The sequence below is a fragment of the Kribbella capetownensis genome (assembly GCF_004331485.1).
Classification (GTDB): Bacteria; Actinomycetota; Actinomycetes; order Propionibacteriales; family Kribbellaceae; genus Kribbella; species Kribbella capetownensis.
Genome location: NZ_SJKD01000008.1, coordinates 184,589 through 201,692, shown reverse-complemented (window position 1 = coordinate 201,692; position 17,104 = coordinate 184,589). Strand labels below are relative to the sequence as shown.

The window sequence follows — 17,104 nt, the reverse complement described above, 5'->3', positions numbered from 1 at the left end:
TCGTGTCCGCCGGGCTGCCCCTGGGGCTGGGGCTGCCGCTGGCGTTCGCGGTGCCGTCGGTGATCGACGCGACCGACGCCATCTGGGCCCAGATCACCGCCGCCGCCCTGATCCTGGTGGGAGCGGCCGCAGTCGTGCTGGCGTACTGGATCTGGTCCACTCATCCGCGGTTGCGGAAGGTCCCGACGGCAGCTGCAGTCGTCTGCTATTTCTTGTCGGTGGTCGTGATGATCCTGGGCAACGCCCACCCGTCGGGGCCTGGATCGGGGCCGGTCGCGGGGCCGAGCGTCGCTCCATCGTCGTCTGTGACGACCACTGCACAGCCGAGCAATCCGGTGGCGACGACTGCGGCTGGGCCTCGGTGCTGGTCTGCTTCGAAGGAGGCGATCGACTGCCGGGAGAAGCATCGATTCGAGGAGTTGCTGGGGGCAACGAACTGCGATCAGGACGCCGTCGTACGGTTCCTGGGTGGTTCGCCGGCGATCGACGCCGTCACGGCGCAAGCCGCCGCGGCGCCGGGCGGAGTGTGCGCCGTGCAGACAGATGAGGACGTGATGGGATCGGCTCACAACGTCCTGCAGAACGGAACGGCGGCCGGCTGGCGGCGCTGCTTCGATCGCCGGACCCAGTCCGCCGTGAACTGCTCACAACTGCACTCACGTGAGTACGTCGCCACCGGAAGCACCCACCGGCCGACACCGGACGAATGCGTGGCCGCCGCGGCAACCTACCTGAACCAGCTCCCGGCCAACCTCGTGGACGACCTCGTCGTCGGCGTCAAGGACGTGCCGTCCGGCAACCCGGATCCGGCCCGCTGCACCATCGATGCCCGAGGCAACCAGCTGCTCGACGACTCGGTCCGCTCGCTGGGAGTCCGTCCGGTACCGATTCACACCACCTGAGCGAGCCAGCTGTGGAGATGGTGGCTGAGCGGGATCGGTGCGTCGTACTGCATCAAGTGACCGGATGACGGGATCTCCGTGTACGTGGCTTGCGGGATGAGGGAGGCGAGACGCCGTCCGATGGTGGGGGAGAGCCAGGCGTCATCGGCACCCCACAGGACCTTGACCGGGATGCTGAGCTTGCCCAGATGGTCCTCGATGTCTTGGAGATACCGTTCGTCGAACTGCGCTATCTGACGGTAGAACGCGGGCTGACCGACCTCGCCGAGCCACGGGGAGACGAGCTGGTCAAGCTGGTTCGCGCGCAGGCCGTGGAGGGTGGCGTTCTGGATGTACGCGCGCAGGATCGCCTCGTGGATGTAACCGGGCAGCTGGTCGAGCGTCGTCGGGTTGTCCTGCACGAACCGGAAGAACGGCGACCCGGCCGGCGGGATCGCGACCGTGTCGACCAGCAGCAACGACGTGTACGTCGCCTGCTCGAACAGCGTCGCCCGCAACGACGCCGCACCGCCGTAGTCATGGGCAATGACGTGCAGCCGCTCAAGGCCCCAGTGCCGCAGGAGCGCAGCCAGCACCTTGCCCTGAGCATCGAAGTCAACCGCGTCCCCGGCTCGCTTGGACGATTCGCCGTACCCCGGCATGTCCCACAGGTACACCGTGAACTCGTTGCTCAGGGCATCCGCGTGGGCGCTCCAGACCCGCGACGAGAACGGCGTACCGTGGCAGAACACCACCGCCGGACCGCGACCTCGCCGGCCCCACGCGATCGTCCGTCCGTTCCATTCGAGCTTCTCCGTCAACTCCATCGCCCCACCAAATCACGTCGCGTGGTCACAACTCCTCGATTAGTCTCGAGCGGTGAGCGCCGGCGAGTGGAACTGGACCTGGGACGAGAGCCTGTACGCCGGGAGTGCCGAGCACTACGTAGTCGGCCGGATGGCCTACCCCGCTGGGCTTGCGGAGGCGGTGCGCGATGAGCTCGGGCTCGACGGCAGCGGCCGGTTGCTCGACGTGGGATGCGGGCCGGGACCGCTGACGCTGTTGTTCGCGCCACTGTTCGAAGAAGCAGTCGGTGTCGACGCGGACGGCGACATGGTCGCGGTGGCGGCCCGTCGGGCCGAGCGAGCCGGGATCACCAACATCCGGTGGCGCAAGCTCCTGGCCGAGGACATCTCGCCGGAGCTCGGCACCTTCCGGGTGCGCTGCCGACCGGCACCGCGGCGGTGAGGAGGACGTCATGCGCAGCGCCGGGTACGACGGTCCGACCCGGATCATCGTGGGTGGTGGCGAGATCGAGGAGCGCACCGTGGACGACCTCGTCGCCGCTGTCTTCTCCCTGTCCGGCTCCACACCGGCTCTGCTCGGCGCGGACCGGCCGGCCTTCGAGGCCGATCTCCGCGGCCTGCTGCGCCGGGCCGCCGACCACGACCTCTTCTCCGAACGCCGCCGCGAGATCGATGCCGTCATCTGGCACTGACAGCAGGTAGTCGCGAGCGGCCGCGGACGCCGGGTCCGCGGCCGCTCGGCCTCTGCTCAGTTCAGGTTGTCTCGGCTCAGGACTCGTTGTCCGGCATGTCGTCGTTCTGACCGTCCAGCCCGTCCAGCCGGTCCTTGGCGAAGTCGGTGCCCTGGTCGATCTTGTCCCCGTGCTCACCACCGGTCTTCTCGTTGGCGAACTCGCCGGCCTTGTCCAGGCCCTCGCTCACCTTGTCGCCGTGCTCGTCGACGGCCTCGGTCGCCTTGTCCTTCAGGTTGTCGAACATGCCCATCGTCTTTCCCCGTTCTGTCGATGGTTGCTGGCACTACCTAAATCCCCGCCGTACCCGATCGGCCCGATTCCACACACCTGATCACGGAGTGTGGTCGGAAAACGGATTCCAGTCGGCGATGAGCGCAGGGAGCATCGAATCGGACAGTTTGCTGTAGAGGTGGCGCTGGAGCATGGGGCCGAAGCTGATCCGGGCGACACCGGCCGCGGTGTAGTCGGCCACGGAGTTGGCGCCCTGGCCGTAGCCGACGTTCACCGGACCGGCGATCTCCTTGGTCAGCCTGGCGATCAGGTCGAGGTCGCCGACCCCGATCGGGTAGACGCAGTCGGCGCCGGCGGCGAGGTAGTGGGCGGCGCGGTCGAGGGCGGTCCGCAGCTGCTCCTCGGGTGAACCGGCGCGGCGCACGAACGCGTCGATCCGGGCGTTGATCACCAGTTCGGTGCCGGCTTCGGCCCGGATCGCGGCCAGGAAGTCCGCCTGTTCGGCCGGATCGATCATGGTGCCGGTGGCGGGATCGGAGTCCTCGAGGTTGAGGCCGACGGCACCGGTCGCGGTGAACCGTTCGACGAGCTCGGCCGGGGCGAGCCGGTAGCCACGCTCGAAGTCGACGGTCAACGGCACCGCGATCGACTGCGCGATCCGGGTCGTCGCGACCAGGACATCCTCGACCGGGACGTGTTCGCCGTCGTCGTACCCGAGGATCGTCGCGGTGGCGAAGCTGCTGGTCGCGACGGCTGGGAAGCCTGCCGCCTCCACCATCCGGGCCGAGGCCGCGTCCCAGGCGTTGGGCAGGACGACGGGTGTGCCGGGCACGTGCAGCGCCCGGAGAGTGGTTGCCAAAGTCATCGTTGTCTCCGTGTCAGCGGATGATGGACAGCCCGAACGCCGGAAAGAGCGCGGGCTGGTGGAAGGCGAGAACGGCCGCGATACCGGCCTTGGTGAGGGTCAGGACCTTGATCGAATGCGCGTGATAGCGCCCGTCGTGACCGCGGATGTAGAGCGCGAACGCGGGCTGCCCGTTCGCCGACGTCTCGACCAGGATCCGTCGATCCGGACCGGGCCGCAGCTTCGAGTCCAGCAGCCGCAGTACGTCGTTCCGTCCGCTGAACCAGGTCGGGATCGGTGGCATCTCCCACCGGGCGTCCGCCGTGAACAGCGCCTCCAGCGCGACCAGATCCTTGTTCTCCATCGCCGTGGCGAACTGGTCGAGCAGCGCGCGCCGGAGCGGCTCGTCCGGCACGCTGAGGTCCTCCTCGATCGGCCGGAGCCGGGCCAGTTCGGCTCGGGCGCGCTGCAGTGAACTGTTGACGGCGGCCGTGGTGGTGTCGAGCAGCGTGGCGACCTCGGCCGCCGGCCAGGTCAGCACCTCGCGCAAGATCAGTACGGCGCGCTGCCGCGGCGGCAGGTGCTGCATCGCGGCGACCATCGCCAGCCGCAGGCTCTCCCGGTCGCCGACCACGGTGGCCGGATCGGCCCCGAGCAGGAGGTCCGGGAACGGCTCGAGCCAGGTCACTTCGAGTGCGTACGGATGCAGCTCCTCGGGGTCGTTGCCGGGGGCACCGAGCGCGGACGGCACCACGCGGCGGCTGCTGTGCTGGAGGAGGTTGAGGCACACGTTGGTCGCGATCCGGTAGAGCCAGGTCCGGACCGTCGAACGGCCCTCGAAGTCCGCGTGTCCGCGCCAGGCCCGCAGGTACGTCTCCTGCACCGCGTCCTCGGCATCGTGCAGCGAGCCGAGCATCCGGTAGCAGTGCGCGACCAGCTCGGCCCGATGCTGCGCGAACTCCTCCTCGAGGTTCATCCCACCTCCTCCATGGCCCTGGGCACGACCGGTCCGGCGGTCCGCCGGCGGGCGGTGATGCCGAGGCCCGACAGTGCCCCGAGCAACGACAGTACGCCGCAGCCCGCGAGGGCCCGGGTGAAGCCGTGACCGGCGTACCCACCGGCGGATGCGAACACGGATCCGAGTACGGCGACACCGGCGGCGCCACCGAGTTGGCGGGTCATGCTGTAGATGCCGGCCGCGATTCCGACCGACTCGCGTGGCAGCGATCCGACGCTGGCGTTCTGCGTGGCCGGCATCGCGAGCGAGACGCCGCAGCCCGTGATCACGAGCGGCACGATCAGTTCGTAGTACTGCACGGAACCCTTGCTGATCTGGCTGACCCAGAGCATCCCGAGGGCCTGCAGACCAAGCCCGATCACGACCAGCGGCCGCTCACCCACGCGGTCCACCAGGCGACCCGCGATCGGGCCGACGATGAACAGCGTCGCGGTCCAGGGCAGCAGCTTCAGCCCGGCCATGAACGGCCCGGAGCCGAGCACGACCTGCATGTACTGCGAGAGGAAGAACACCGCACTGAACAGGGCGGCGCTGAGGAAGAATCCGGCCGAGTTCGCTGCGCTGAACGTCCGGTTGCGGAAGAACGTCAGCGGCACCATCGGGTGCGCCGTCCGGTTCTCCCGGACGGCGAAGGCGGCGAGCAGTACGACGCCGGCCGCGAACGACCCGAGCACCTCGGCACTCGACCAGCCCGAGCCCTGACCGTGGACCACACCCCAGACCAGACCGAGGACCGCGAGGCTGATCAGCACGGCGCCGGTCAGGTCGAGTCGCCGCATCGGGCCCTTGCTCTCCGGGATGTTCCGCAGTACCAGCGGGATCGCGATCAGGCCGACCGGGACATTGATCCAGAAGATCCACTGCCAGGCGAGACCTTCGGTCACCGCACCACCGATCATCGGACCGCCGAGCACGGCCAGGCCGGTCACTCCACTGAACACGCCGGTCGCCCAGCCGCGCCGTTCGGGTGGGAACGCCGCACCGAGCAGCCCCATCGCCAGCGGCATCACCACGGCCGCGCCGACGCCTTGGATGGCGCGCGCCGCGATCAGCCACGGCAGCGAGGTGGCCAGCGCACACGCTACCGATGCCAGCGTGAACAACACCAGACCGCCGGCATACGTCCGCCGGCGCCCCCAGCGGTCACCGATCGCCGCGGCGGTCATCAGAAGCATCGCGAAACTCAGGCCGTACGCGTTCACGGTCCACTCGAGCTGCTCGGCCGTGGCGCCGAGATCCGCCCGGATGGTGGTCAGCGCAGCCGCCACCACCAGGACATCAAGGGCCACCATGACCGAGCCGATCGAGGCCAGTCCCAGCACCCATCGTTGTTGAGTCGTCGTCCGCACAGGTCCTCCAGGGAAATTGCTGTCACCTGGGTAGACCGCGCGCGACCGCCGGATTCATCGGTCCGATCAGAAGGAATTTCTGAGCGTCGCTCAGCGTTCGGGGCGCGCCGCGACCTGGATGAGCGTCTGCTGGCCGGTCGCGACCAGCGTCCGCCGGCTGCCCTGGACCGAGAACACCTCGAGCTGGCAGACGGTGAGCGTCCGGCCGGACTTGAGCACTGTGCCGACAGCTTCGAGGTGGTCGCCTTCGGCCGGGGCGAGCAGGTTGATCTTGTACTCGACCGTAAGCACCGAGCTCTCTTCCGGGAAGAGCGTGAAAGCGGCGTACCCGCCGGCACTGTCTGCGATCGAGCTGGTGGCTCCGGCATGGAAGTAGCCGTGCTGCTGCGTGACCTCGGGCCGGCTCGGCAGCACGATATGCACCCGCCCCGGAGCGATCACTGCGAGGCGTGCACCGAGATGGTGCATCAGCCCTTGCCGCTCGAAACTGTCCCTGACCCGACCCTGCACCTCAGCCGAAGCCTCGTCCATGCGGCGACAGTACCCGCCGTCAGGTCATCGGGATCGTCGCCGCGGCCGGCTGGGACGGTGTGGCGGAGCCGCCGTCGGGCTCGTTGGTGAGGCCGAAGGCGATCATGCCGGTGACCGAGCCGTCCAGCACCCGGGTGACATCACCCGAGGCAAGGCCGACCGAGTGGGCCGTCTTCGACGGGTCGATCATCCACAGCTGCCAGGTCCGGCCCGCGCGCAGTCTGGGCAGGTCGTTCAGTACGACGACCGCCTCGTCCGCGCTGGGAGACATGACGATGGTGGCCTGACCGCCGCCGGCGACGGGCCCCCGGACAGTTCGCGCATCCGGCTGGGCCAGGACGGCGGTGATCTGGTCGTTGGCCTGAACCGCGTCGGTCTTCTCGCGGTACTGGTCGACGGCGACACCGCCGACACCGGCGACCGCGAGCGCGGCCGCGGCAAGAGTGAGGACGGAACGACGTGTGAACCGCTTGCGCGCGGGCGCGCCGCGGTGCCCGGCAACCAGCGGAGGTACCTGGCGGACGTGGTCGATGGCGGCCAGGACGTTCGGCTTGAGCGAGGGCGGCGGCGGGGTCGCGACCTGGGTGGCGAGCTTGACCGCGGCCTCGCGGAGCTCGGCGACCTCGGTGGCGCAGAAGGTGCAGCCGGCCAGATGCGCCTCGAACAAGGTCCGCTCGTCCTCGGGCAGCGCGTCGAGGACGTAGGGGCCGGTCAGAGTGTGCACGTCGGATTCGGTCATGACGTACGCCCCTTTGTGGTTCCGAGGCAGTCGCGGAGACGGATCAGGCCGTCGCGCATTCTCGCCTTGATGGTCGGCAGCTTGGCGTCGAGCCGCTGGGCGACCTCTGGATAGGTGTAGCCGTTGTAGTAGGCCAGGGTGATCGACTCGCGTTGCAGGTCGGTCAATGTGTCCAGGCAGCGCCGTACCTGCTCGGACTCGAGCCGGGTGGTGACAGTATCGGCGACCTGGTCGAAGTCGACCTCGGCCGACCGCGCGCCGATCAGCTCGGTGCGGTCGGCGGCCGCCTGCTCGGACCGGACCCGGTCGACGGCCCGGCGGTGCGCGATGGTCAGGATCCACGCGTGCGCGGAGCCGCGGTGCGGGTCGAACCGGGTGGCCGTCCGCCAGACGTCGATCATCACTTCCTGGGTGACCTCCTCCGACTGGGCCGGGTTGCGAAGGATCCGCCGTACCAGGCCGAACACCCAGGGCGTGACCCGGTCGTACAGCGTGCTGAAGGCGGCCGTGTCGCCGCCGGCGGCACGGGCCAGGAGATCGCCGTCGCTGACCTCGCCGGGCCGCGTGTGCGGCCCGGCAGGCCAGGGCAGTGCAGTCGGTTCGGTCACGGTCAGTTCGCCGGTGGCATCAGGACAGAGTCGATCAGATACACCGTAGCGTTGGCCGTCTTCACCCCACCACAGATGACGGACGCGTTGTTGACCTTGAGGTTGTCGCCGGAGCCGGTGACCGTGACGTCCTGCTTCTCGACGGTGGCGTGCGTACCCACCACCGCGGACGGGTCGAGCTGCCCGGGCACCACGTGGTAGGTGAGGATCTTGGTGAGCAGCGCGTCGTTCGTCTTCAGCGTGGTGATGGTGGCCGCCGGGATCTTCTTGAACGCGTCGTCGACCGGCGCGAACACCGTGAAGTCGCCGCCGTTGAGCGTCGAGACCAGATCGACCTTCGCGTTGAGCTTCCCGGACACGGCCGAGACCAGGGTGGTCAGCAGCGGGTTGCCGGACGCGGCGGTCGCGACCGGGGCGGCGGCCATGCCGTCGATCGAGCCGGCACCGCTCGGGTTCGCCTTCGCGTAGTCGGCACAACCGGGGCCGACCAGGCCGGCCGAGGTGCTGTCCATCGACTTGCTGGCCGATGGCGTGCTCGCTGACGAGGCGGCGGAACTGTTGTTGCTGCTGTTGTCGTCGCTGCCACCACACGCTGCCGTCGCGAGGACGAGAGCCAGTGCGGACGCGGTGAGACCGGCGCGGACGAGGTACTTGGGCATGACAGGTTCGCTTTCTCGAAGGGGACACTGACAGGACGCTGACACCGGTACTTCGGTGCCGCCGCGGCCCTGGATGGGTGGGAATTACTCGACCATCACGACCGTGTTGTGCAGGCCGCTGGAACCGTTCGGACGCGGTGCGGCCCGCTGCGCTGTCTGCAGGTTGCCGTCGCCGTCGGTCGCCCGGACGGTGAGCTTGTGGTTGCCGGGGGTCGCGTCCCAGCGGAAGGTCCACTGCCGCCAGGTGTCGATGGTGTCCTCGGCCGCGAGCGTCGCCTCCTGCCACGGGCCGCTGTCGACCTGCACCTCGACCCTGCGAACGCCACGTTGCTGTGCCCACGCGACGCCGGCGGCCACCGCCGGCCCTGCCTTGATGGTCGCGAACCCTTTGGGTACGTCGATCCGCGACGCGGTCTTGACCGGGGCCTCGACGGCCCAGCCGCGGTGGGTCCAGTAGGCGCTGAAGTCCTGGAACCGGGTCACCTCGAAGTCGGCGATCCACTTGGTCGCCGACACGAAGCCGTACAGACCCGGCACCACCATCCGCACCGGGAACCCGTGCTCGAACGGGAGCGGTTCGCCGTTCATGGCGACCGCGAAGATCGCGTCGCGTCCGTCGGTGAGCGCGCCGAGCGGCGTACCGATGGTCAATCCGTCGATGCTGGTGGACTTCACCGCGTCAGCGCCGTTGCGGACACCGGCCTCGGCGAGGATGCCGGCGATCGGTACGCCGATCCAGCGCGCGGTGCTGACGTACGGGCCGCCGACCTCGTTGGACACGCAGGTCAGCGTGATGTCGCGCTCGATCAGCCGCCGTTCGACCAGGTCGCCGAGCGAGAGCCGGAGTTCCTTGTTCACCATGCCGTGGATCCGCAGCTCCCAGTCGTCCGGGTCGATCCGCGGGACCTGGAGCAGGGTGTCGACCCGATAGAACTTGGCGTTCGGCGTCACGAACCGCGATACCCCTGGTACGTCGGCCTGCACGCCGACCGGGAGTGGGCCTGCGGCATCCGCCGGGATCGGCACGCGGAACTTGGCGCGTACCGCGTCACCAGGCCCGAACGACGCGACCCTCGTCGTGGACCAGGCCGCAGCCCCAGCGACCGCCAAACCAGCCACGGTCACCAGGAACCGCCGCCGATCGAATCCCTCCGGCTGCTCCGCCTCGGTCTCCGGTCGTGGCGACCGAACAACCAGCGCCATGGCCAGCACTGCCACCACCAACGTGACAATTGCCGGCAGCAACCGATCCGCGGTCCCTGACGCAGCCGACCGTCCGAACGCCGCGAACACGACCCCAACAACCCCAAGCCCCGCGGCGATCCCCACCGCCACGCCTTTCCGCCGCTGGGTGTTTCCCATGCCTATGACGCCGGCAACGGCGGCCACGAGTGCGAGGACCACGCAGATACCGGCTCGGAGGAGTTGACGATCTGCGGTGCCGAGTTCTCGGACGGCGAAGTCTTTGACCGGGCCGGGGGACCAGTCGATGAGCTGCACGCCGACCGCGTCGACCGGCCACGGACCGCCGCTGACAGTGGCCACCAGGTAGCCGACCGACAAGGCGGCACCCGCCGCGACGACTCCACCAACCGCGCCTGCTGCTTGCCAACCTCGCGACGTGCCCATGCACCCGCTTCGGTGACGCCCGCCGCCCGGATGGGCCGGTGGCGACAACTGGCCACCTGAGATCGCCTGGACCCCGGCGCGGGTAACGTCAGCGAGCGACATCGAGGCGGCGCATCGCCATTCGGGGTGGGCGTGCTCGGGGAAGGGGTGTGACGACGTGCTTCGCAGGGTGATCAGCGGTGTGATCGTGGCCGGGGTGGTCGGGGTGACGCAGGCCGGAACGTCGGCCTTCGCTGCGCCGGCTGCAACGGTCCCGGCTCAGGGATCGACGCAGACGGCCGAGCTCCACGAGGCGCCGGTGCGGCTCGACGGTCTGACCGAGTTGGTCATCCGCCGGATCTTGGTCGGCGACGAGGTGGCCGCGTCGAAGTACTTCAGTGGGAAGCCGGTCGAGGACCCGGTCCGGGAGCAGCAGATCATCGATTCGGTCCGGGCGTCCGCCGTACAGCTGGGGATCGACCCGGACTCGACGGCCGACTTCGTCCGGGCGCAGATCGAGGCCAGCAAGGTCGTGCAGCGCGGGCTGCTGGCCAAGTGGGCCGCCGATCCCTCATCCGCTCCGACGTCAGGCCCGGACCTGGACGCCGTACGTCAGGAGCTCGACGAGCTGACCACGGGTCTGCTGACCGAGCTGGTCCGCGTCGACCACGTCCGGCACACCGGCCTGGCCTGCGACATCTCCTTGCTGGTAGCAACGACGACCGGTTCGATCGAGCACCACTTCGACCGCCTCCACCGGCAGGCTCTGGCCGTCGGCACCGCGGCGGTCTGCGGATAACGCTGGTGTCTGCTCTGGTGCTCTCGGGTCCGCCCGGGGTCGGGAAGACCATGGTCGGCTGGCGGGTCTTCGATCGGTGTACCGACCTCGGGCAGGATCCGGCGTTCGTGGATCTCGATCTGATGGGTGCGGCCTGGCCCGCTCCGGCGGACGACCCGCATCAGGCGCGGCTGAAGGCGACGAACCTGGCGGCGGTGTGGTCGAACTATCGCGCCGCCGGCAGCCGCCGGCTGATCATCGCGGCGGTCGTCGAGGACCGAGGCGAGCGGAAGCTGTTGGAGGCGGCCACGGGCGGCGCGGTCGTCATCTGCCGGCTCGATGCGCCGGACGACGAACTGGCGCAGCGGATCCTCGGCCGCGGTCGAGAGGATGGCGCCGGTGTCGCCACGCTGGTTGCCCGTGCGGTCGAGCTGTCCGCCCAGCTCGCCGCTCACGACGTCAGCGACTACTCGATCGGCACCGGAGGTCGCACGATCGACGAGGTCGCCGACGAGGTGCTCGCGCGCTGGGGCAATCCTTAGGCCATCCGGGCGAGGGCCGCTTCGGTGAGTTCGTACTGCAACGGGGCTCCGGCGACGTACCGCTCGATCTCGGACGCCACGATCGTGCCCATCTCGAGGTAGCACTCGACCGTTCCGGCAGCCCGGTGCGGGGTGAGTACGACGTTCGGCAGTCCTCGGAGCGGGCTGTCCAGCGGCAACGGTTCCTCGTCGAACACGTCGAGGGCAGCGTCGATCCGGCCGGACCGCAGTTCGGCGAGCAACGCGTCCGAGTCGACCAGCCAGGAGCGGGCGGTGTTGACCAGCCCCGAGCCGTCGGGCATCAGCGCCAGCTCGCGTGCACCGATCATCCCGCGCGTCTCCGGCAGCGTCGGCGCGTGCAGCGCAACCACCCGGCTGGTCCGCAGCAGTTCGTCCAGGTCCATCCGCCGTACGCCGAGCTCCATCGCGCGCTCGTCGGTCAGATACGGGTCGAAGACAACGACATCGGCGCCGAGGGCAACGACCATCGAGAGGTACTCGACGCCGGTGCGGGAGGCGCCGACAACACCGATCCGGGAGCCGCTGATGCCGTGCTGCGGAGGCGTGTCGATCGCATTCACCCACGACGCGCCACTGTGCATCGCGCGGTCGAACCGATGGATCCGGTGCAGCAGCGTGAGTGTGAACGCCAGCGAGACCTCGGCCACCGGCCGCGCCATCGCCTGCCCGGCCTGCGTGAGCCGGATGCCACGCCGGAACATCTCGTCGGTGACGAAGTGCTTCACCGACGAGGCGCTGTACGCGATCAACCGCAACCGCGGTGCGTGCGCGAGCACCTCAGCAGTCAGCGCCGTCGCACCCCACGACGGGATCAGTACGTCGGTCTCCGGCAACGCGCCCACCAGCGCCTCGGCGTCACCGGGATCATCAAGCAGCACAAGCTCCCCGAGCTTCTCCAGCCGCGCGATGCTCTCGTCCGAGAACACCATCGACCGGAACGACGGTGTAGCCACCAGCAACATCCGAACCCCATCACGCATGGCCCGATAGTAGCCACCACGTAGGATCCGGAGGTGGTGAATTCGCGGAGTAGACGTCCGCCGCGTGCGGATGAACGTGAGACGGTGCTCGCGTTCCTGCAGTGGCATCGGGAGACGCTGGAACTCAAGTGCGCCGATCTGCAGCCGGAGCAGTTGGCGGAGCATGCGGTACGGCGTTCCGGGTTGTCGCTGCTCGGGCTGGTGCGGCACGCAGCCGAGAGTGAACGGTTCTGGTTTCGCCGCGTGATGGCAGGCGAGGAAGCCCCGCCGCTGTTCGACGTACCGGGCGCCTTCGACGTCACGGGTGCGGACGCAGCGATGGTCGATCAGGCCTGGGATGCGTGGCGGGCCGAGGTCGCGTTCGCGAGCAAGCTCGTCGAGGCGGCACCGGACCTCGACGTCATCGGCGACGAGCCCGGTGAGGGTCCCGTCTCACTGCGCTGGGTGCTGATGCACCTGCTCGAGGAGTACGCACGGCACAACGGTCACGCTGACCTGCTCCGCGAGCAGCTCGACGGCGCGGTCGGGCTCTGAGAGCGCGTCTGAGGCTCAGGACTCGATCAGGCGCAGGGCTTCGGTCACGGAGTTGGTGACCGGGAGGGCGGTGGTCTCCAACGCGGCGCGGGTCATGGCACCGGTGGTGACGAGGATGCACTGGGTGCCGGCCGCTTGCGCGGCGTTGGCGTCGTCGACGACATCGCCGATGAGGACGACGTCGGCCGGGTCCAGGTTCTGCGCCTCCAGATGGCGGATCAGACTCTCAGCCTTCGAACCGCCACCGACGTCGCCGACCAGACCGTCGACCCGGCTGAAGTACTGCGTCAGGCCGAACTGGTCGATGGTCGGCGTCAGCCGTGCGTGGAACCACATCGACAGCAACGACTGGGTCCGCCCGCTCTCGCCCCACAGCCGCAGCTCGTCGGGGACTCCCGCTGCCAGGCCACACGTGTGCAACAGAGCGTCGTACCGCTCGTGGTAGAGCTTGTCGACGCGGGCCCACTCCTCGTCGTCGAGGGCGCGCTGGAGGATCTGCTCGTACGAGACCCGCATCGGCCGCGCGTAGACCGCCTGCCACTCGGGCCAGGTCAGATCCGCCCGGCCGAACTCGACGCAGACCGCGTTGACCGCGGCCAGTACGGCGGTGTTGTCATCGAGCAGAGTGCCGTTCCAGTCCCATACGACATGCGAAATCCTCACCCGCGCAACTCTACGTACTGCGCCGGCCGTCACTCCGAAGTGGGCCAGATGGAGGACAGGTGGTGGAGGGTGAGCGATGTCAGCCTCAGGGGAGCAGTGGTGGTCAACTGCACCCCGTTGCCCGTCGAGGTCGTGTCGAAGTCGACGTTGTAGCAGGCGTAGTAGACGCCGTCGGCGGCGAAGATCGCGAGTTGGCCGCGGTCGACCAGGAGACGGACGGAGAGTATGCCGTCGGCGTCCGGCGACACCGGCACTCCGTCCAGCGTTCCGGCTGAGACGTCGTACGTGACCTCACGAGCGGACGACCCGTCGGCACCGGCCCGCAGCCGGAAGACGAACGAACCATCCACGGCGCCGGACACGTCGAAGGTGGCCTCGAGCTCGTAACTCGTGGCGTCCACCTCGGTCAGGAGCGGCGCCCCGGGGGTGACGAGCTGAGCATCGTACGACGTTGTCGACCGGCGCAGCGACGCGATCTCGTCAACCGGCAGGCTGAACACGCGGGGACCGTCCGGAGTCGCGACCAATCGTTGCTGCACCGGGAAACTCGCGTTGCCGGTCCAGACCGAGCCGCGATTCAATCCCTGCCAAGCCATCGTCACCACGCGGTCGTCCGGCATGTTGTCGAACGACTGAGCCGCGTAGTAGGGACCACCCGCACCGCCAGGATTCACGGTGATCGTGCACGGCTCCGTCCAGTCCGTCCGGAACTCGCGCCCGTCGAAGTCGCCGACGACATACGATCCGCGGCCGTCACGCAGGACCCAGGTCACGACGCCGTCCAGCATCATCGGCGTGAAGTCCGGACACTCGAACAACCAGTCGGCGACGTACCGATCGGTCCGCTCCCAGGTGCGCAGATCGGGTGACACGAAGAAGTCCGCGCCGTTCCCGTTGTCGTCGGACCAGACCACCATCGCCCAGGTCTGGCTCGGCTCGTGCCAGACGACCTTCGGGTCGCGGCTCTCGTGACCGCTCGGCTGCGCGATCACCCGGCCCTCGTCGTACGCCGCGAACGTCATCCCGCCGTCCAGGCTGTAGAACATCCGCACGCCCTGCGTCCCGGTGAAGACCGCGATCGGATCGTGGTCCCCGTCCTTCAGCCCGGACGTGTTCCGTCCGTCGACCACGCCGCCGCCCGACCACAGCTCGCCCGGATGCACGGCAGGATCGAGCGCGATCGGTTGCTGCTCCCAATGGACCATGTCGGCACTGGTCGCATGACCCCAGTGCATGGTGTCCCAGACGAGGCTGTCCGGCGCGTGCTGGAAGTAGAAGTGGTAGGTGCCGCGGTAGTGCAGCATCCCGTTCGGGTCGTTCATCCACCCACGCCGAGGACTGAAGTGAAACTGACCGCGATTGCTCTCGTGGTACTCGGTCACAGGCGACCCTTCCTGGCGTGGACGACGATGCTCACGCGACGGTAGTCGGTCAGCGGCCCGGCTGGGCCAGGAGGCCGGTGACGAAGGCTCGGAGGGCTGGTTCGTAGTTGTCCTCGGCCGCGAGGACGGACCACTTGTTCGCGACGCTCGCGAGGTGCGGCAGTTGGGTCGCCTTGAGGTTGGCCAGGAGAGTGCGATCGAGGGGCTGGCCGTCGTCTCCTCGCACGTGGGCCGAGTGGGCCCGGACCAGGATCTCGCCGGCGGTGTAGTACCAGATGCTGCGGAACACGTGAACGGCTTGCTCGGGAGTGCAGCCCGCGTCCACGGCAGCGGCCAGGACGAGCTCGACGATCCACCGGGCCGAGTCGTCCAGACGGCCGAGGAAACCATCGACCGTGAGGATCTCCAAGGCCCACGGCCAGGCGGAGAGGGCGTCGTGCATCGTCGTCGCGGACACGACGATGCGCTCGGCCGGATCGCTCGGCAGTTCGGGCGGCGGGACCTGGCCGACGTACTCGTTGAGCAGGAGGAGCAGTAGATCCTCCTTGTCCCGCACGTGGTGGTACAGGGTTGTCGGCCCGATCCCGAGCTCGGCGGCGAGCCGCCGGACGGTCAGCTTCTCCCAGCCGTCCCGGTCGATCAGCTGACGGGCCGCGGCCAGGATCTGGGCGCGCGACGTGACCGGTGGCCGGCCGGTCCGGCCGTTCGCGGATTTGGGTCGAGGCACCGACCCATCATGCAATGACATCGACAACCGGTGCGTCGCGGTGCTACTTTCGGAACATGTTCCTAAAGTCACCAGCCGCACAGACGCGGCCTGCGCTCACCCTCGCCGCGGTAGCTGTCGTGCAGTTCATGGTGTCGCTGGACCTGTCGGTCGTGAACGTCGGTCTGCCGCAGATCGCCGACGGCCTCGGGTTCAGTGCCGTCAACCTGGCGTGGGTGATCCACGCGTACGCCCTCACCTTCGGCGGACTGCTCTTGCTGGGAGGCAAGGCCGCCGACCGCTACGGCCGGCAACGCGTCCTGCTGGTCGGCCTCACCCTGTTCGGTCTCGCCTCTCTGGCCGGCGGCTTCGCGCAGGATCCGGGCCAGTTGATCGCCGCCCGCGCCGCGCAAGGCATCGGTGCCGCGACCCTGGCGCCGTCCGCGCTCGCGCTTCTCACCGCGACCTTCCCGAGCGGCCGGCGGCGGGTGCGGGCATTCGGGATCTGGAGTGCGATGAACGCCGCCGGTGGCGCGTTCGGCGTCCTGATCGGCGGTCTGCTGACGCAGTACGTCAGCTGGCGCTGGGTGATGTTCGTCAACGTGCCGATGGTGGTCGTCGCGTTCGCCATGGCTTGGCGGGTCAGGACGACGCAGCCGATTGCTCGTGGCGGTCGTCCCGACGTACTCGGTGGCGTCCTCGCGACGGCGGGCATGGTCGCGCTCGTGTTCGGTGTCGTCCGCACCGATCGGCACCCGTGGACTTCGCCGACCACCGTGACCACGCTGGCGATCGCGATCGTCCTGCTGGCCGGCTTCATCGCGGTCGAGCGGACCACTCGTCGCGAGCCGCTGATCCGGCTCGGCCTGTTCTCCCACCGCTCGGTCAGTGGGGCGAACGCCTTCAACCTCCTGGTCGGCGCGGCGATGGCCTCGTCGTTCTACTTCATGTCCCTGTATCTCCAGCAGGTGCTCGGACACGGACCGGCCGCGAGCGGAGCGATGTTCCTGCCCTTCGCGCTGGGAGTGGTCGTCGGCTCGGTGCTTGCCATCAAGCTCGGCTACCGGTTCCCCGCCCGGAACCTGCTGGTCGCCGGAGCCTTGCTGACCGCCGTCGGGTTCGCGTGGTTCGGGAGGATCAGCGCGGACGGCTCGTTCCTGACCGACGTACTGGGTCCGTCGATCATTGCCAGCGCCGGCTTCGGGCTCTGCCTCGCTCCGCTGGTCTCGACCGCCACCGCGGGCGTCGATCCCGGGGAGTTGGGTACGGCGTCCGGCCTGCTGAACAGCTCTCGCCAGATCGGTGCGTCACTCGGACTGGCCGCACTCGGCACGGCTGCCCACGACCGCACCGGGTCGATCGCCACACCGGAGACTCTCAACGCTGGTTATGGGCTGGGTCTTACGCTCTGCGCCGCGCTCCTGGTCGGTGCCGTCGTCATCCTGCTCGCGGTCCTGCGCCGGTCGTGATGGTGGGCTGGATGCGTTACC

21 protein-coding genes are annotated in these 17,104 nt (G+C 68.9%); 7 read left to right on the top strand and 14 right to left on the bottom strand.

What is annotated here, in order from left to right:
• The first annotated feature begins 2 nt into the window (after positions 1-2).
• Entirely contained in the window at positions 3-902 is a 900-nt protein-coding gene (locus E0H75_RS31670; RefSeq protein ID WP_131517376.1) for a hypothetical protein, read from the top strand.
• On the opposite strand, the gene E0H75_RS31665 is transcribed toward E0H75_RS31670, so the two are convergent.
• On the bottom strand, positions 890-1,708 hold the full coding sequence (locus E0H75_RS31665; protein ID WP_131517375.1) for an alpha/beta fold hydrolase: 819 nt from the start codon (positions 1,706-1,708) through the stop codon (positions 890-892). The genes E0H75_RS31670 and E0H75_RS31665 overlap by 13 nt on opposite strands.
• A gap of 52 nt (positions 1,709-1,760) precedes the next feature.
• On the opposite strand from E0H75_RS31665, the gene E0H75_RS43730 reads away from it, so the two are divergent.
• Positions 1,761-2,129 (top strand): class I SAM-dependent methyltransferase, encoded by a 369-nt coding sequence (locus tag E0H75_RS43730; protein WP_202873273.1) that lies wholly within the window; start codon positions 1,761-1,763, stop codon positions 2,127-2,129.
• Between the two features lie 10 nt (positions 2,130-2,139).
• Positions 2,140-2,379, top strand: a complete 240-nt coding sequence (locus E0H75_RS43725; protein ID WP_202873272.1) for a hypothetical protein — start codon at positions 2,140-2,142, stop codon at positions 2,377-2,379.
• 76 nt (positions 2,380-2,455) lie between these two features.
• Here the strand turns inward: E0H75_RS43725 and E0H75_RS31655 are convergent, their stop codons facing one another.
• The 9 genes from E0H75_RS31655 to E0H75_RS31615 all read right to left on the bottom strand — a co-directional run bounded on the left by E0H75_RS31655 (position 2,456) and on the right by E0H75_RS31615 (position 10,029).
• The gene (locus E0H75_RS31655) at positions 2,456-2,665 is read right to left on the bottom strand and encodes an antitoxin (protein WP_238163370.1); all 210 of its coding nucleotides are present in this window, start codon (positions 2,663-2,665) and stop codon (positions 2,456-2,458) included.
• 87 nt (positions 2,666-2,752) lie between these two features.
• Positions 2,753-3,517 carry an isocitrate lyase/PEP mutase family protein gene (locus tag E0H75_RS31650; RefSeq protein ID WP_131517374.1) on the bottom strand — a complete coding sequence of 255 codons (765 nt, stop codon included), beginning with the start codon at positions 3,515-3,517 and terminating at the stop codon, positions 2,753-2,755.
• A 13-nt stretch (positions 3,518-3,530) separates the two neighbouring features.
• On the bottom strand, positions 3,531-4,472 hold the full coding sequence (locus E0H75_RS31645) for a sigma-70 family RNA polymerase sigma factor (RefSeq protein WP_131517373.1): 942 nt from the start codon (positions 4,470-4,472) through the stop codon (positions 3,531-3,533).
• Positions 4,469-5,863 carry a DHA2 family efflux MFS transporter permease subunit gene (locus E0H75_RS31640; protein ID WP_238163369.1) on the bottom strand — a complete coding sequence of 465 codons (1,395 nt, stop codon included), beginning with the start codon at positions 5,861-5,863 and terminating at the stop codon, positions 4,469-4,471. Before E0H75_RS31640 ends, E0H75_RS31645 begins: the two co-directional genes overlap by 4 nt.
• Before the next feature lie 90 nt (positions 5,864-5,953).
• The gene (locus E0H75_RS31635; RefSeq protein ID WP_131517372.1) at positions 5,954-6,394 is read right to left on the bottom strand and encodes a PaaI family thioesterase; all 441 of its coding nucleotides are present in this window, start codon (positions 6,392-6,394) and stop codon (positions 5,954-5,956) included.
• Positions 6,395-6,413: 19 nt separating this feature from the next.
• Positions 6,414-7,133, bottom strand: coding sequence for an anti-sigma factor (locus tag E0H75_RS31630; RefSeq protein ID WP_131517371.1), 720 nt, complete (start codon positions 7,131-7,133; stop codon positions 6,414-6,416).
• Positions 7,130-7,741 carry a sigma-70 family RNA polymerase sigma factor gene (locus E0H75_RS31625; RefSeq protein WP_238163368.1) on the bottom strand — a complete coding sequence of 204 codons (612 nt, stop codon included), beginning with the start codon at positions 7,739-7,741 and terminating at the stop codon, positions 7,130-7,132. The genes E0H75_RS31630 and E0H75_RS31625 overlap by 4 nt, the downstream gene beginning before the upstream one ends.
• Positions 7,742-7,743: 2 nt before the next feature.
• Positions 7,744-8,400, bottom strand: coding sequence for a fasciclin domain-containing protein (locus tag E0H75_RS31620; RefSeq protein ID WP_131517370.1), 657 nt, complete (start codon positions 8,398-8,400; stop codon positions 7,744-7,746).
• 84 nt (positions 8,401-8,484) lie between these two features.
• Positions 8,485-10,029 (bottom strand): molybdopterin-dependent oxidoreductase, encoded by a 1,545-nt coding sequence (locus E0H75_RS31615; protein ID WP_131517369.1) that lies wholly within the window; start codon positions 10,027-10,029, stop codon positions 8,485-8,487.
• Positions 10,030-10,186: 157 nt separating this feature from the next.
• On the opposite strand from E0H75_RS31615, the gene aroQ reads away from it, so the two are divergent.
• Both aroQ and E0H75_RS31605 read left to right on the top strand, forming a co-directional pair.
• Positions 10,187-10,807 (top strand): gamma subclass chorismate mutase AroQ, encoded by a 621-nt coding sequence (gene aroQ, locus E0H75_RS31610; RefSeq protein ID WP_165554161.1) that lies wholly within the window; start codon positions 10,187-10,189, stop codon positions 10,805-10,807.
• A gap of 5 nt (positions 10,808-10,812) precedes the next feature.
• Positions 10,813-11,328: an AAA family ATPase gene (locus E0H75_RS31605; RefSeq protein ID WP_131517367.1), complete on the top strand. Its 516-nt coding sequence runs from the start codon at positions 10,813-10,815 to the stop codon at positions 11,326-11,328.
• On the opposite strand, the gene E0H75_RS31600 is transcribed toward E0H75_RS31605, so the two are convergent.
• Positions 11,325-12,329, bottom strand: a complete 1,005-nt coding sequence (locus E0H75_RS31600; protein ID WP_238163367.1) for a hydroxyacid dehydrogenase — start codon at positions 12,327-12,329, stop codon at positions 11,325-11,327. The genes E0H75_RS31605 and E0H75_RS31600 overlap by 4 nt on opposite strands.
• An 84-nt stretch (positions 12,330-12,413) precedes the next feature.
• Here E0H75_RS31600 and E0H75_RS31595 point away from each other — a divergent pair, with 84 nt between their 5' ends.
• Positions 12,414-12,863: a DinB family protein gene (locus E0H75_RS31595; RefSeq protein ID WP_238163366.1), complete on the top strand. Its 450-nt coding sequence runs from the start codon at positions 12,414-12,416 to the stop codon at positions 12,861-12,863.
• Positions 12,864-12,878: 15 nt separating this feature from the next.
• Here the strand turns inward: E0H75_RS31595 and E0H75_RS31590 are convergent, their stop codons facing one another.
• From E0H75_RS31590 to E0H75_RS31580, 3 genes are read right to left on the bottom strand one after another with little or no spacing between them, the layout of a single operon-like run.
• Positions 12,879-13,526: an HAD family hydrolase gene (locus E0H75_RS31590; RefSeq protein WP_238163365.1), complete on the bottom strand. Its 648-nt coding sequence runs from the start codon at positions 13,524-13,526 to the stop codon at positions 12,879-12,881.
• Positions 13,527-13,555: 29 nt separating this feature from the next.
• The gene (locus E0H75_RS31585; protein WP_272948945.1) at positions 13,556-14,908 is read right to left on the bottom strand and encodes a glycoside hydrolase family 32 protein; all 1,353 of its coding nucleotides are present in this window, start codon (positions 14,906-14,908) and stop codon (positions 13,556-13,558) included.
• 49 nt (positions 14,909-14,957) lie between these two features.
• Positions 14,958-15,635: a TetR/AcrR family transcriptional regulator gene (locus E0H75_RS31580; protein ID WP_202873270.1), complete on the bottom strand. Its 678-nt coding sequence runs from the start codon at positions 15,633-15,635 to the stop codon at positions 14,958-14,960.
• A 56-nt stretch (positions 15,636-15,691) separates the two neighbouring features.
• Between E0H75_RS31580 and E0H75_RS31575 the strand changes: the two genes are divergently transcribed.
• Entirely contained in the window at positions 15,692-17,083 is a 1,392-nt protein-coding gene (locus E0H75_RS31575; protein WP_131517363.1) for an MFS transporter, read from the top strand.
• The last annotated feature ends 21 nt before the right edge of the window (positions 17,084-17,104 follow it).